The organism is Nocardioides alcanivorans, from assembly GCF_021555175.1.
Taxonomy (GTDB): domain Bacteria; phylum Actinomycetota; class Actinomycetes; order Propionibacteriales; family Nocardioidaceae; genus Nocardioides; species Nocardioides alcanivorans.
The window spans coordinates 20,895-34,036 of record NZ_JAKGRW010000045.1; the positions used below are offsets into that span (position 1 = coordinate 20,895).

General features: G+C 68.4%; 14 protein-coding genes and 3 pseudogenes. 13 read left to right on the plus strand and 4 right to left on the minus strand.

Features of this window, described 5'->3' with window-relative positions; translation table 11 throughout:
* The first annotated feature begins 27 nt into the window (after window positions 1-27).
* Window positions 28-873 carry a TrmH family RNA methyltransferase gene (locus L1066_RS19310; RefSeq protein WP_235737826.1) on the plus strand — a complete coding sequence of 282 codons (846 nt, stop codon included), beginning with the start codon at window positions 28-30 and terminating at the stop codon, window positions 871-873.
* Between the two features lie 19 nt (window positions 874-892).
* On the opposite strand, the pseudogene L1066_RS19315 reads toward L1066_RS19310, so the two are convergent.
* Window positions 893-2,130 (minus strand): annotated as a pseudogene (locus L1066_RS19315) (nicotinate phosphoribosyltransferase).
* 95 nt (window positions 2,131-2,225) lie between these two features.
* On the opposite strand from L1066_RS19315, the gene clpS reads away from it, so the two are divergent.
* Window positions 2,226-2,510: an ATP-dependent Clp protease adapter ClpS gene (gene clpS / locus L1066_RS19320; protein WP_235737858.1), complete on the plus strand. Its 285-nt coding sequence runs from the start codon at window positions 2,226-2,228 to the stop codon at window positions 2,508-2,510.
* Between the two features lie 23 nt (window positions 2,511-2,533).
* A pseudogene (locus L1066_RS19325) lies at window positions 2,534-3,114 on the plus strand (DUF2017 domain-containing protein).
* 108 nt (window positions 3,115-3,222) lie between these two features.
* Here L1066_RS19325 and gdhA read toward each other — a convergent pair.
* On the minus strand, window positions 3,223-4,569 hold the full coding sequence (gene gdhA, locus L1066_RS19330; RefSeq protein ID WP_235737827.1) for an NADP-specific glutamate dehydrogenase: 1,347 nt from the start codon (window positions 4,567-4,569) through the stop codon (window positions 3,223-3,225).
* Window positions 4,570-4,676: 107 nt separating this feature from the next.
* Here gdhA and L1066_RS19335 point away from each other — a divergent pair, with 107 nt between their 5' ends.
* The 6 genes from L1066_RS19335 to L1066_RS19360 all read left to right on the plus strand — a co-directional run bounded on the left by L1066_RS19335 (window position 4,677) and on the right by L1066_RS19360 (window position 7,972).
* Complete coding sequence (locus L1066_RS19335; protein ID WP_235737828.1) at window positions 4,677-5,105, plus strand: M67 family metallopeptidase; 429 nt, start codon at window positions 4,677-4,679, stop codon at window positions 5,103-5,105.
* 62 nt (window positions 5,106-5,167) lie between these two features.
* The gene (locus L1066_RS19340) at window positions 5,168-5,446 is read left to right on the plus strand and encodes a MoaD/ThiS family protein (protein WP_235737829.1); all 279 of its coding nucleotides are present in this window, start codon (window positions 5,168-5,170) and stop codon (window positions 5,444-5,446) included.
* A gap of 14 nt (window positions 5,447-5,460) precedes the next feature.
* On the plus strand, window positions 5,461-6,411 hold the full coding sequence (locus L1066_RS19345) for a PLP-dependent cysteine synthase family protein (protein ID WP_235737830.1): 951 nt from the start codon (window positions 5,461-5,463) through the stop codon (window positions 6,409-6,411).
* A 3-nt stretch (window positions 6,412-6,414) separates the two neighbouring features.
* Window positions 6,415-7,215, plus strand: a complete 801-nt coding sequence (murI, locus tag L1066_RS19350) for a glutamate racemase (protein WP_235737831.1) — start codon at window positions 6,415-6,417, stop codon at window positions 7,213-7,215.
* Window positions 7,212-7,478: an MBL fold metallo-hydrolase gene (locus tag L1066_RS19355; protein WP_235737832.1), complete on the plus strand. Its 267-nt coding sequence runs from the start codon at window positions 7,212-7,214 to the stop codon at window positions 7,476-7,478. The genes murI and L1066_RS19355 overlap by 4 nt, the downstream gene beginning before the upstream one ends.
* A 5-nt stretch (window positions 7,479-7,483) precedes the next feature.
* Window positions 7,484-7,972, plus strand: a complete 489-nt coding sequence (locus tag L1066_RS19360; protein WP_235737833.1) for an MBL fold metallo-hydrolase — start codon at window positions 7,484-7,486, stop codon at window positions 7,970-7,972.
* 123 nt (window positions 7,973-8,095) lie between these two features.
* Here the strand turns inward: L1066_RS19360 and L1066_RS19365 are convergent, their stop codons facing one another.
* Entirely contained in the window at window positions 8,096-8,773 is a 678-nt protein-coding gene (locus L1066_RS19365; RefSeq protein WP_312008283.1) for a response regulator, read from the minus strand.
* The gene (locus L1066_RS28005) at window positions 8,770-9,945 is read right to left on the minus strand and encodes a sensor histidine kinase (protein ID WP_235737834.1); all 1,176 of its coding nucleotides are present in this window, start codon (window positions 9,943-9,945) and stop codon (window positions 8,770-8,772) included. Before L1066_RS28005 ends, L1066_RS19365 begins: the two co-directional genes overlap by 4 nt.
* Window positions 9,946-10,077: 132 nt before the next feature.
* Here L1066_RS28005 and L1066_RS19375 point away from each other — a divergent pair, with 132 nt between their 5' ends.
* The 4 genes and pseudogenes from L1066_RS19375 to rdgB all read left to right on the plus strand — a co-directional run bounded on the left by L1066_RS19375 (window position 10,078) and on the right by rdgB (window position 13,111).
* Window positions 10,078-10,992: an ABC transporter ATP-binding protein gene (locus L1066_RS19375; protein ID WP_235737835.1), complete on the plus strand. Its 915-nt coding sequence runs from the start codon at window positions 10,078-10,080 to the stop codon at window positions 10,990-10,992.
* On the plus strand, window positions 10,989-11,768 hold the full coding sequence (locus L1066_RS19380) for a hypothetical protein (protein ID WP_235737836.1): 780 nt from the start codon (window positions 10,989-10,991) through the stop codon (window positions 11,766-11,768). Before L1066_RS19375 ends, L1066_RS19380 begins: the two co-directional genes overlap by 4 nt.
* A 29-nt stretch (window positions 11,769-11,797) precedes the next feature.
* On the plus strand, window positions 11,798-12,508 hold the full coding sequence (gene rph, locus L1066_RS19385; protein ID WP_235737837.1) for a ribonuclease PH: 711 nt from the start codon (window positions 11,798-11,800) through the stop codon (window positions 12,506-12,508).
* Window positions 12,501-13,111: pseudogene (rdgB, locus tag L1066_RS19390) on the plus strand (RdgB/HAM1 family non-canonical purine NTP pyrophosphatase). Before rph ends, rdgB begins: the two are co-directional and overlap by 8 nt.
* The last annotated feature ends 31 nt before the right edge of the window (window positions 13,112-13,142 follow it).

The following is a 13,142-nucleotide window of genomic DNA, read 5'->3' on the forward strand; positions in this document are numbered from 1 at the left end:
CAGACCAGGAAGAGGGACCCGGAACAGATGTCATCGCAACACCGTCCGCGGCGCGTGCAGGCAGTCACCACGCGCAATGCCACGTTCCAGCGCTGGCAGACCCTCCTCTCCAACCGCACCAAGCGCAACCGCGCCGGCGAGATGGTCGTGCAAGGGGTCCGGGCGATCACGCTCGCCCTCGATTCGGACCTGGAGGTCCGTGCGGTGCTCGCCACCCGCTCCGAGCCGAGGTCGCGGTGGGCGGACGAGGCGCTCGCATCGGCAGAGCAGGCGGGTGCGGAGTGCTACCTCGTCTCCGCCGAGTTGATGCAGGAACTCGGTGAGAAGGAGCACGATGCGCCGGAGCTCCTTCTCGTGGTCGCCATCCCGCCCGATGACCTGTCTCGCCTCGTGACGCCACGCGACGCGCTGTACGTCGCCCTCGACCGGCCGAGCTCGCCGGGCAACATCGGGTCGATCGTGCGGTCCGTCGACGCCCTCGGCGGGAACGGTGTCATCGTGACCGGGCATGCAGCCGATCCCTACGATCCCAAGGCGTTGCGCGCCTCGACCGGATCGACGATCATGACGCCGACCGTGCGGGCGCCGAGCGTGCCGCCAGTGCTCGACTGGGTCGCCCGGACCCGGGCTGCCGGCGTCGACATCCAGGTCGTCGGGACCGACGAGGGCGCGAGCCGAGACGTCTGGGACGTCGACCTCACGCGACCGACGCTGATCGTCACCGGCAACGAGCACTCCGGCATGTCGGCGGCGTGGCGTGAGGCCTGCGACGTGTTGACCCGCATCCCCATGGGCGGCCACGCCTCGTCCCTCAACGCGGCCAACGCCACTGCCGTGATCCTCTACGAGGCAGCCCGCCAGCGCAGGGGCTGACCCAGGCCCGTTCCAGGTGTCACTCGAAGACGGTCGGAATCACCGGGTCACCGGCAGACATCATCTCGATCGCACGGGGGAGTTCGGCAAGCGCTGCGCGATGCCGCTCCCGCGCGGTCTCCAGCGACTCGCGACCGACGACCTCGCCCTCACGCACCAGCGGAACCAACAGTGGTCGGTCGTTGGAGTCGCCCGTCGGCGGCGTACCGATGCCCACCACCTCGGTCTGCGCGACGTCACGCGAGGAGAGCCTGCGCAGCGCGTACTTGCGGCCGCCCACGGAGATCTTGTCCTTCGACTTCTTCGCCACCGACACCATCTCGCCGTCAGCACCGACGCGCGCGACCAGCTTGTAGACGAAGCCGCAGGTGGGATGGCCGGACCCGGTGACCAGCTTGGTGCCCACCCCGTAGCCGTCCACGGGAGCAGCGGCCAGGGCGGCGATCGCATGTTCGTCGAGGTCGGAGGTCACGATGATCTTGGTCGACGTCGCCCCCAGCGAGTCGAGCTGTGCTCGCACCTCTCGGGCCAGGGAGCCCAGATCGCCGGAGTCGAGTCGAACCGCGCCGAGCTCGGATCCGGCGAGCTCCACGCCCAGTCGCACCGCCTCCGCCACGTCGTAGGTGTCGACGAGCAGCGTCGTACCCCGCCCTTGGGCCGCGACCTGGGCCTTGAAGGCGTCGGCCTCGGAGTCGTGCAGCAACGTGAAGGAGTGGGCCGACGTACCGGCCGTCGGAACGCCGTAGCGGGCCCGGGCCATCAGGTTGGAGGAACTGGTGAAACCAGCGATGTAGGCCGCCCGCGCGGCTGCGACGGCCGCCTCCTCGTGGGTACGTCGCGAGCCCATCTCGATGCAGGGCCGATCGCCCGCGACCATCGTCATGCGTGAGGCGGCGGAGGCGATCGCCGAGTCATGGTTGTAGATCGACAAGAGCACGGTCTCGAGGAGGACCGCCTCGGCGAAGGTTCCCTCGACGACGACGAGCGGGGAGTAGGGAAAGTAGGCCTCACCCTCGGCGTACCCCCAGATGTCACCGGCGAACCGGTAGTCGGCCAACCACGACTGGGTCTTGTCGTCGACGACGCCGTCGAGCGCGGCGATGGTGTCGTCGTCGAAGCGGAAGGCCTCAAGGGCGTCCAGGGCCCGGCCGACACCGGCGACGACCCCGTAGCGCCGACCACCGGGCAGGCGCCGGGGAAGAGCTCGAAGACCGAGCGGCGACCTGCTGTGCCGACCCGCAGCGCGGCCTCCAGCATGGTCAGCTCGTAGTGGTCGGTGAGCAGGGCGGTGGACGGCGTGGCCGGTGCAGGAGTCACGTGGGCAACTGTGCCACGATGGGCGGGTGAGCCCGATCCACGCCGAACCGGAGGCCACGCAACTTCTGGACGAGATCACCTTCCTGGCCAAGCCGTGGGTGACCATCGTGTGGAACGACCCGGTCAACCTGATGTCCTACGTCTCCTACGTCTTCCGCAGCTACTTCGGCTACGACAAGGCGAAGGCCGAGAAGCTGATGCTCGAGGTCCACAACGACGGCAAGTCGGTGGTCTCGAGCGGCAGCCGCGAGGAGATGGAGCGCGACGTGCAGGCGATGCACGAGTACGGCCTCTGGGCGACGATGGAACAGGCCAGCTGAGTGCGAGCGGACAGAGGAGAGCAGTGACGGGATTCGAGCGGCACCGGCGCAGCGGGCGGATCATCGCCAACTTCACCGGTTTCGAGGCCGACCTGCTGCGTTCGCTGGCGAGCCAGCTCGTCGAACTGCTCCGCGACGAAGTGGCAGCGCCGACCGCGAGCGACCCGCTGGAGGCGATGTTCGACTTCACGGGTCCCACCACGGCACCCGAGGACCCGGTGCTGGCTCGACTGTTCCCGGACGCCTACCACGGCGACGAGGAGGCGGCGGGGAGTTCCGGCGTTTCACCGAGGGCACCCTGCGCAGCAGCAAGGCGGACGCGGCCATCGCGATCATCGATGATCTCGAGGAGGCGGGCCTACCGCCGGAGCTGACGGAGGACGGCCTCCACCTCGACGTGGAGCTCGACCAGGCGCGGGCGATCAAGTGGATGCGTTCCTTCACCGACGTCCGGTTGGCCCTGGCGACCCGCCTCGGGGTCGAGGACGGCGACGAGGCCCGCTGGGCGGCTCTCCCTGACGACGACCCGGTCAGCCAGGCCCACGACATCTACGAGTGGGTCGGTTATCTCCAGGAGACCCTCGTCGAGGCACTTGACGACTGAGTGGCGAGAAGCGGCCGGGGTTGAGGGAAATGCACAACGCCCTCGGAAGCCGAGGCCTCCGAGGGCGTTGCCGTGACGGGGGTACGCCGCGTCCGGACGGGTGCTGCGTCAGATGACGCCGAGGGCCAGCATGGCGTCGGCGACCTGGACGAAGCTGGAGATGTTGGCTCCGGCGACGTAGTTGCCCGGCTCGCCGAACGTGTCGGCTGCCGTGGCGCAGCGGTCGTGCAGATCGATCATGATCTGGTCGAGCCGCTCCTCGGTGTGGCTGAAGTGCCACGAGTCGCGCGACGCGTTCTGCTGCATCTCCAGTGCGCTGGTGGCGACGCCGCCGGCGTTGGCGGCCTTGCCCGGCGCGAAGAGCACGTCGTTGTCGGCGAAGATCGCGACGGCATCGGGCGTGCACGGCATGTTGGCGCCCTCGGCGACGGCCAGCACGCCGTTGGCGACCAGCGACTTCGCGTCCTCGGCGTGCAACTCGTTCTGGGTGGCGCAGGGGAGGGCGATCTCACAGGGCACCGACCAGACGGAGCCCTCGGCGTGGTGGGTCGCGTTGGGCCGCTGGGCGGCGTAGTCGGTGAGGCGACCGCGCTCGACCTCCTTGATCTGCTTGAGCAGATCGAGGTCGAGACCGTCCTCGTCGACGACGTAGCCGCCGGAGTCGGAGCAGGCCACGACCTGGGCGCCGAGCTGCGTCGCCTTCTGTGCGGCGTAGATGGCGACGTTGCCGGAACCGGACACGATGACACGGCGGCCGGAGAGGCTGCGGTTCTTCGTGGCGAGCATCTCGCGGGTGAAGAAGACCGTGCCGTAGCCGGTGGCCTCGGTGCGCACCTGCGAGCCGCCGTACGCCAGGCCCTTGCCGGTGAGGACGCCGGACTCGTAGCGGTTGGTGATCCGCTTGTACTGGCCGAAGAGATAGCCGATCTCGCGGCCGCCGACGCCGATGTCGCCGGCCGGCACGTCGGTGTATTCACCGATGTGGCGGTAGAGCTCGGTCATGAAGGACTGGCAGAAACGCATGATCTCGGCGTCGCTGCGGCCCTTGGGGTCGAAGTCGGAACCACCCTTGCCGCCGCCGATGGGCAGGCCGGTGAGGGCGTTCTTGAAGATCTGCTCGAAGCCGAGGAACTTCACGATGCCGAGGTTCACCGTGGGGTGGAAGCGCAGGCCGCCCTTGTAGGGGCCGAGGGCGGAGTTGAACTCCACGCGGAAGCCGCGGTTGATGTGGACGTTGCCCTTGTCGTCGGTCCACGGCACCCGGAACATGAGCTGGCGCTCAGGCTCGCAGAGGCGCTCAATGATGCTGCCGGCCGCGTATTCCGGGCGGGCTGCAACCACGCGGTTCAGGGAGTCGAGGACCTCACGCACCGCCTGGTGGAACTCGGCTTCGCCGGGGTTCCGGTCCAGAACGGTGCGGTACGCACGGTCCAGGGTGGGATCGAGTTCAGACATGAGCGCAGCCTAAACGACGACCACTTTCCGGGCCGATTCGTCTCACCATCCACCGGTTGGGACGGCGCCCGTCCGGGGCTCGGGACGGCTCAACTAGGCTGTCTCCCGTGTTGACCATCGACCAGGCCGCTTACGACGCCATCGTCGCGCACGCCAAGCGTGATCACCCCGACGAGGCATGTGGCATCGTCGCCGGTCCCGAGGGCAGCGACCGGCCGGAGCGGGTCGTCGAGATGGTCAACGCCGCGGGCTCTCCCACGTTCTACGAGTTCGACTCCACCGAGCTCCTGGCTCTCTACAAGGAGATGTGGGACCGCGACGAGGAGCCGGTGATCGTCTACCACTCCCACACCGCGACCGAGGCCTACCCGAGCCGCACCGACATCGGTCTGGCGAGCGAGCCCGGCGCCCACTACGTGCTCGTCTCCACGCGCGAGCACGGGAATAACGACGGACCGGTGGAGTTCAGGTCCTACAGGATCGTCGACGGCGAAGTGACCGAGGAAGAGGTCACCGTCGTCCCCGAGCTCGCCTGACCAGAGCTTTCCTCACCAGCGTGTGAAGCGGCACGCGTTCAACCACGACAAGGAGCACTCCCATGGCCATCGAGGTCCGGATCCCGACCATCCTGCGCACCTACACCGACGGCGAGAAGGCGGTGACCGCCGAAGGCGCCACCCTCGCCGCCCTGATCGACGACCTCGAGGCGAACCACGCCGGCATCAAGGACCGTCTCATCGACAACGGCGACCTGCGTCGCTTCGTCAACGTCTACATCAACGACGAGGACGTCCGCTTCATCGGTGGCCTCGAGGCCAAGCTGTCCGACGGTGACCAGGTCGTGGTGCTTCCGGCCGTCGCCGGCGGCGCCAACTGAGCCACGTCACCCTCATGGCCCGTTTCGACAATCTCCTCGCCTCCGTCGGGGGCACGCCGCTCGTTGGCCTGCCCCGGCTCTCTCCCAGTCCGGATGTCCGGATCTGGGCGAAGTTGGAGGACCGCAACCCGACCGGCTCCATCAAGGACCGGCCGGCCCTGCGGATGGTCGAGCAGGCCGAGAAGGACGGACTGCTCCGGCCCGGCTGCACCATCTTGGAGCCGACGTCGGGCAACACCGGCATCTCGCTGGCCATGGCGGCCAAGCTCAAGGGCTACCGCTTGGTCTGCGTGATGCCGGAGAACACCTCGGAGGAGCGGCGCCAGCTGCTGCGCATGTGGGGAGCCGAGATCATCTCCTCGCCTGCAGCCGGCGGCTCCAACGAGGCCGTGCGGGTGGCCAAGCAGATGGCAGCCGAGCACCCCGACTGGGTGATGCTCTACCAGTACGGCAATGCCGGGAACGCCCTTGCGCACGAGGAGGGCACCGGCCCCGAGCTGTTGGCCGACCTTCCTGAGATCACGCACTTCGTGGCGGGCCTGGGCACCACGGGCACGCTCATGGGTGTCTCCCGTTTCTTCCGCAAGGCCAAGCCCGACGTGCGCATCGTCGCTGCCGAGCCGCGCTACGGCGAGCTGGTCTATGGCCTGCGCAACCTCGATGAGGGATTCGTTCCCGAGCTGTACGACGCCTCGCTCATCGACTCGCGCTTCTCGGTGGGGCCGCGGGACGCCGTACGCCGGGTGCGTGACCTCCTCGAACTCGAGGGCATCTTCGCCGGCATCTCGACCGGAGCGATCCTGCACGCAGCCATTGGCCAGGCCGTGAAGGCCGCCAAGGCGGGTGAGCGGGCCGACATCGCCTTCGTCGTCGCCGACGGCGGCTGGAAGTATCTCTCCACCGGCGCCTACGAGGGCACCATGGACGAGGCCGAGGCTCGCCTCGAGGGTCAGCTCTGGGCCTGAGCCGTGACGGACGAACCCATCGGCATCTTCGACTCGGGCTTCGGCGGACTGACCGTCGTGCGCTCGGTCATCGACCAGTTGCCGCACGAGTCCGTGCTCTACCTGGGTGACACCGCCCGCCAGCCCTACGGCCCCAAGCCGATCGGACAGGTGCGTGAGTATGCCCTTGAATGCCTCGACCACCTGGTCGACCAGGGCGTGAAGGCACTCGTCATCGCCTGCAACTCGGCCAGCGCTGCCATGCTGCGCGACGCCCGCGAGCGTTACGACGTGCCTGTCATCGAGGTGATCCTGCCAGCGACCCGGCGTGCCGTTGCGGCGAGCCGCACCGGCCGCATCGGGGTGATCTGCACGCGTGCCACCGCCGAGTCGATGGCCTACGACGACGCCTTCGCTGCCGCGCCGCACGTCGAACTCCACACCCAGTCGTGCCCGACGTTCGTGGACTTCGTCGAGCAGGGCATCACCGGCGGTGACGAGCTCCTCGCCGCTGCCCACGACTACCTCGACCCGTTGACGTCGGCGGGCGTCGACACGCTGATCCTCGGATGCACTCACTATCCTCTCTTGACTGGTGTGATCTCCTACGTGATGGGAGACCAAGTGACGCTGGTGAGCAGTGCCGAGGAGTGTGCGAAAGACGTCTACCGCACGCTGGTCAGGGGGAGCATGATGCGAAGCGAGGGGACGCCGGAGCACCGGTTCCTGACCACGGGCGCGCCGGAGGAGTTCGAGCGCATCGGCCGCCGCTTCCTCGGTCCCGAGCTCTCAGCAGCCCACCAGTACGTCGGGGGTCTGGTGTGAAGCTCACCGTCGTCGGTTGCTCGGGTTCCTACCCCGGCCCGGACTCGCCCGCCAGCTGTTATCTGTTGGAGGAGGAGTTCGCAGGCCGCACCTGGCGGGTGCTGCTCGACCTCGGCAGCGGTGCGCTGGGCAGCCTGCACAACTTCGTCGATCCGCTCGCGATCGACGGTGTCTTCCTCAGCCACCTGCATGCCGATCACTGCCTCGATCTCTGCGGCTACTACGTGTTGCGTCGCTATCATCCCAGTGGCCACGCCCCCTGATTCCCGTGTGGGGGCCTCCCGGCACCGACGCGCGGTTGGCAGGCGCCTATGACCTGGCCCCGGAGCCCGGCATGCACGAGGAGTTCGAGTTCCGGCTCTATCCCGAGCATGCCTTCAGGTTCGGCCCGTTCACGGTGGAGGCCTTTGACGTCGTGCACCCGGTGCCGGCCTACTCGCTGCGGGTGACCGATCCAGCCGGGAGGGTGCTCGCCTACTCCGGTGACTGTGGGCCTTGCGAGGGTCTCGAACGGGCCGTGGCCGGTGCCGACCTGATGCTGGCGGAAGCTGCATTCTGCGATGGCGACGACAACCCCGAGGACCTGCACCTCACCGGCGTCGAGGTCGGTGACCTGGCCACCCGTGCCGGGGTCGGCCGCCTCGTGCTCACCCACATCCCGCCGTGGCACGAGAAGCAGCGTGCCTATGACGAGGCGCGCACCCGTTGGGACGGCCAGCTCGATCTGGCCGAGGTCGGCGCGGTCTACGAAATCTGACCCGAACCTTCACTCAGAACACGCCAACCCTCACTCAGAACACGCCAACCTGCAGTTGGTGTACGAACCTGGTGGTTCGTTCATTCCGAGTGAAGGTTCGCGTGTTCTGAGTGAAGGTTCGCGTCAGACGAGACCGGCGTCGTGCATGCAGATCGCGATCTGCACGCGGTTGGTCGCCTGGAGCTTGTCGAAGATCCGGGAGACATGGGCCTTCACCGTCGGCAACGACAAGAAGAGCTCCCGGGCGATCTCCGCGTTGCTCAGTCCGCGCCCGACTGCCAGGGCCACGTCGCGCTCCCGGTCGGTGAGCCGGTCGGCTCGGGCCAGGGCTGCCGACGTACGGTCCGGGGCGTCGTTGCGCACCTGGCGGATCAGTGAGGCGGTGGCCGACGGGGAGAGCATCGGATCGCCGGCGACGACGGAACGGACCGCCTGCACGATGTCGCCGGGCGGAGTGTCCTTGACGAGGAACCCCTCGGCACCGGCGGCGACAGCGGAGACGACGTAGTCGTCGGCCTCGAACGTGGTGAGCACGATGACCCGTGGGGGATCGGGCCGCTCGTGAAGGACCCTCGTCGCCTCGAGCCCGTCCATGCCGGGCATCCGGATGTCCATGAGGACGACGTCGGGCGTGTGCTGGGTGACTGCCGCGATCCCCGCGGCGCCGTCACCTGCCTCGGCCACGACGTCGATGTCGCTCTGCCCTCCGAGCATCAGGGTGAGGGCCGAGCGCACCAGCGGGTCGTCGTCGACGATCACCAGACGGATCGGTTCGGTGGCTGCGTCGAGGGCGGGAGTCACGGGGACCACGGTAGCCACACCTGGACGACGAAGTCGTCTCCGTTTCGTCCGTGCTCGAGGGTGCCGCCGATGAGGACAGCCCGTTCGGTGAGGCCGACCAGCCCGAGTCCGGCGCCCGGAGCAACGCCGCGGACGAAGCCGATCGGGTTGCGCACGACGAGGTGGAGCCCTTCCTCGGGGCCGCCGGTGGCGAGCAGGTGCACGGTGGCGCTCGGGGCATGCTTGCGGGCGTTGGTGATCGCCTCCTGCACCGTCCGGTACGCCGCTCGGCCCGTCGTCGCCGCCATGGATCCGGGGTCCACGACCCGGTCGTCGACGAAGATCTGGTCGCCGGACAGGCGTGCCTCGGCGATCAGGTCGGGCAGGTCGCCCCACGTGGGCTGCGGACGGTCCAGGAGCTCTCCGCTCTCTCGGTCGCGGAGCACGCCGAGCACCGCCCTCAGGTCGTCGAGGGCAGCGTTGGACTGGGTCTGGATGAGGCCGGCGTGCTCGCGCATCTGCTCAGCAGTGAGGTCGGTACGGAAGGAGAGTGCTCCCGAGAGCATCGAGACCTGGCTGATCCGGTGCGCCAGCACGTCGTGCATCTCGCGGGCGATGCGGGCACGTTCGTCGCCCTTGGCCTTCGCGGCACGCAGCTCCTGCTCGGCCTCGGCTCGGGCGAGGCGGTCGTGGAGGTTGTGGAGCAGCTCGCGGCGGGAACCGATGTACATGCCCCACGCCATCATCGCGGCGACGAAGGCGATGTTGACGCTGAGGTCGAGGAGGTAGCTGGTCGTCTCGACCTGCATGTAGCTGGCGAAGCCGAGCGCCGACCCGAGGCTGATCAGGCCGATCACGAGGATCTGCGGGACGTTCCGCCTGGTCGCGACCGACACGGCGGCCAGGGTTGCCGGGCCAGCCGCGGCGGCGGAGAAGCAGGCGATCACGGCGGTGAGGACGGCCACCGGCACCGGGTGGCGGCGCCGCAGGTGCACGACGGCGAAGGCGACGATGCCGAGCAGCATGTCGACGACGAAGACACCCGGGTGGTCTTCCTGGAACTCCGCGACGGTGATCCAGAGAGCCCCGCTGATCAGCACGCACCCGACATAGCGGGCAACGCTCGCCCGGCGACTGATCCTGGCGGTCTCCCACGGGCGTGCGGGGACCTGCCAGCGCAGGTAGGTCTTCACCCCGGCAGCGTAGTGAGCCGTGCCGCCGCCCGGCAGTGGGCGTCGGTAGGAGTCAGGAACCGACTTTGGTAGGGGGTGTGTCGAGCCCGCAGGACGGTGTGCGTGACGGAGGTTTGCGGCAGGGTGGTGGGCATGATCAAGGTTGAGAACCTCTCCAAGAAGTACGGCGACTTCCTCGCCGTCGACAGGATCAGTTTCACCGCCCAACCGGGTCGGGTCACTGGCTTCCTCGGACCCAACGGGGCCGGAAAGTCCACGACGATGCGCATGATGGTCGGCCTCACGCGGCCCGACGCAGGTGTCGTCACCGTCGGTGGACACGACTACCTGGACATCCCCAACCCGGGCTGCCACGTCGGCGTACTGCTCGACGCCTCGGCCCAGCACGCCGGCCGGACCGGTCGTGAGGTACTGGCGCTGAGCGCGGCGACGATGGGCCTGCCCAAGAAGCGCGTCGACGAGATGCTTGCCCTGGTGTCACTCTCCGAGTCCGAGTCCAAGCGCCGGGTGCGCAACTACTCACTCGGCATGCGGCAGCGGCTCGGCATCGCCAATGCGTTGATGGGTGACCCGCAGGTGCTGATCCTCGACGAGCCCGCGAACGGGCTCGACCCGGCGGGCATCCGCTGGATGCGCGGTCTCCTGAAGGGGTACGCCGACCGTGGCGGCACGGTGCTCCTCTCCAGTCACCTGCTCCACGAGGTGCAGCAGATCGCTGATGACCTGGTGATGATCGGCCGCGGTGCCATCGTCGCCCAGGGCACGCCCCAGGAACTGCTCCAGGACTCCGGCACCTACTTCCGTGCCGTCGAGCAGGAGCGTCTCCTCGAGGCCCTGCGGGCGCAGGGCGTCGAGCCGGTCGCCGTCGCCGACGGCTTCCGGGCCGACGTCGAGAGCGTTCGGATCGGAGAGGTTGCGTCCGCACAGGGAATCACCCTCATCGAGCTCCGGCCCGCCGACGGCGGTCTCGAAGACCTCTTCCTCGAACTCACCGCTGAGACCCAGCGCGAGGGCTACACCGACAACACGGCAGGAGACCGGGCATGAGTGCCAACACCGCCCTTGAACCGGGCATGATCGACATCTCGGCCAGCAGCCGCCCGTCGTTGGTGAAGCTGATCGGCGTCGAGATCCGCAAGATGACCGACACCCGGGCCGGCATGTGGCTGCTGATCGCGATCGCAGCGATCACCGTGGTGGTCAACGCACTGTTCCTGATCTTCTCCAAGGACGACCTCCCGTTCCTGGCGTTCCTACAGTTCTCCGCGATGCCACAGGGGATCCTGCTGCCGATTCTCGCGGTGTTGCTGGTCACCCAGGAGTGGGGCCAGCGCACCGGGTTGGTGACCTTCGCGCTGGTGCCGCACCGCGGCCGGGTGATGCTCGCGAAGTTCGCCGCCGCCGTGGTCTTCGTGGTGGCCGCCTACCTCATTGCGATTGCCATCGCCCTGGTGCTCACCCCGATCGCTGGCGCCTCCGACCCGTGGGAAGACGTCAGCGGGCCCTTCCTGATCCGGATCCTGCTGGCCCTGCTGCTCGGAGCCATCTGGGGCTGGGCCTTCGGCATCGCCCTGCTCAACAGCGCGTTTGCCATCGTGGCCTACTTCGCGGTGCCGACCCTGATCAGCATCGTCACGGCGATCTGGACCGCGGCCCAGGACGCACTACTGTGGTTCGACCTGACCACCTCCTCATCGATGCTCTTCGAGCCTGACGGCATCAGTGGCAAGGAATGGGCCCAGATCGGCACGGGCACGCTGATCTGGATCGTCGTGCCGCTCGTCATCGGCTTCATCCGGGTCAACAAGGCCGAGATCAAGTAGTCGAGTGAGGGCGTCGTAGGGTCGTGGCCATGAGCAACCGAGCTGACGGCCGCACCGACGACGCCCTCCGAGACATCAAACTGACCCGCAACTGGTTGGACCATCCGGCCGGCTCCGTCCTCGTCGAGTTCGGACGCACCCGGGTGCTGTGTGCCGCCTCGGCGTCCGAAGGGGTGCCGCGGTGGCGCAAGGGCTCGGGGCTCGGCTGGGTGACCGCCGAATACGCCATGCTGCCGGCATCGACCAACACCCGCTCCGACCGTGAGTCGGTCAAGGGGCGCATCGGTGGCCGCACCCATGAGATCTCCCGTCTGATCGGCCGCTCGCTGCGGGCGGTCATCGACTACAAGGCGCTGGGGGAGAACACCATCCAGATCGACTGCGACGTGCTGCAGGCCGACGGTGGCACGCGTACGGCGGCCATCACCGGGGCGTACGTCGCCCTGGCAGACGCCTGCCGCCACCTGGGCGTCGAGAAGGCGCTCACCGGCTCCGTTGCGGCGGTCTCGGTCGGCATCATCGACGGCACCCCGCGACTCGACCTGCCCTACGAGGAGGACGTGCGCGCGGAGACCGACATGAACGTCGTGATGACCGGCGCCGGCTCCTTCGTCGAGGTGCAGGGCACCGCTGAGGGCGCTGCCTTCGACCGCGCCGAACTCGATGCGCTGCTCGACCTGGCGACCAAGGGTTGCGCCGACCTCACCCTGCGGCAGTTGCAGGCACTCGCCGATGGCTGAGGCCGTCATCTTCCTGGCTTCACGCAACCGCAAGAAGCTGGAGGAGATGGAGCGGATCCTCGCGCCGCTGGTCCCCGGTGTCCGGGTGCTGGGGATCGATGACGTCGAGGCCTACGACGAGCCCGTCGAGGACCAGCCCGACTTCGCTGGCAACGCGCTGCTCAAGGCACGCGCGGGTGCTGCCGTCACGGGCCTGCCCTCGCTTGCCGACGACTCCGGCCTGTGCGTGGACGCGCTCAACGGGATGCCGGGCGTGCTCTCCGCGCGATGGTCGGGGCCGCCGAAGTCAGACGAGCGGAACAATGCGTTGTTGCTGGCCCAGCTCGAGGACGTGCCTGACGAACGTCGTGGTGCCTACTTCACCTGTGCGGTTGCGCTGTGTCTGCCCGACGGCACCGAGCACGTCGTGCACGGCCGCATGAACGGCCGGATCATCCGGACGACCCGGGGAGCGGGGGCTTCGGCTACGACGTGCTCTTCTGTGCCGCCGGCCACGAGCTGACCAGCGCCGAGCTCACCCGCGAGGAGAAGGACGCGATCTCGCACCGAGGCAAGGCCATGGCCGAGATCGCTCCCGTGGTGGCGGCGGCGCTCGACTCCTGAGCCTGCTCGTCGGCACCGGTCGACACCTGCA

Excerpts from the sequence above, each read along its gene's own strand:
- gdhA (WP_235737827.1), bottom strand. The coding sequence starts at position 4,569 with ATGTCTGAACTCGATCCCACCCTGGACCGTGCGTACCGCACCGTTCTG.
- L1066_RS19345 (WP_235737830.1), top strand. The coding sequence starts at position 5,461 with ATGGCCCGTTTCGACAATCTCCTCGCCTCCGTCGGGGGCACGCCGCTC.
- L1066_RS19340 (WP_235737829.1), top strand. The coding sequence starts at position 5,168 with ATGGCCATCGAGGTCCGGATCCCGACCATCCTGCGCACCTACACCGAC.
- L1066_RS19375 (WP_235737835.1), top strand. The coding sequence starts at position 10,078 with ATGATCAAGGTTGAGAACCTCTCCAAGAAGTACGGCGACTTCCTCGCC.
- rph (WP_235737837.1), top strand. The coding sequence starts at position 11,798 with ATGAGCAACCGAGCTGACGGCCGCACCGACGACGCCCTCCGAGACATC.
- L1066_RS19310 (WP_235737826.1), top strand. The coding sequence starts at position 28 with ATGTCATCGCAACACCGTCCGCGGCGCGTGCAGGCAGTCACCACGCGC.
- L1066_RS19380 (WP_235737836.1), top strand. The coding sequence starts at position 10,989 with ATGAGTGCCAACACCGCCCTTGAACCGGGCATGATCGACATCTCGGCC.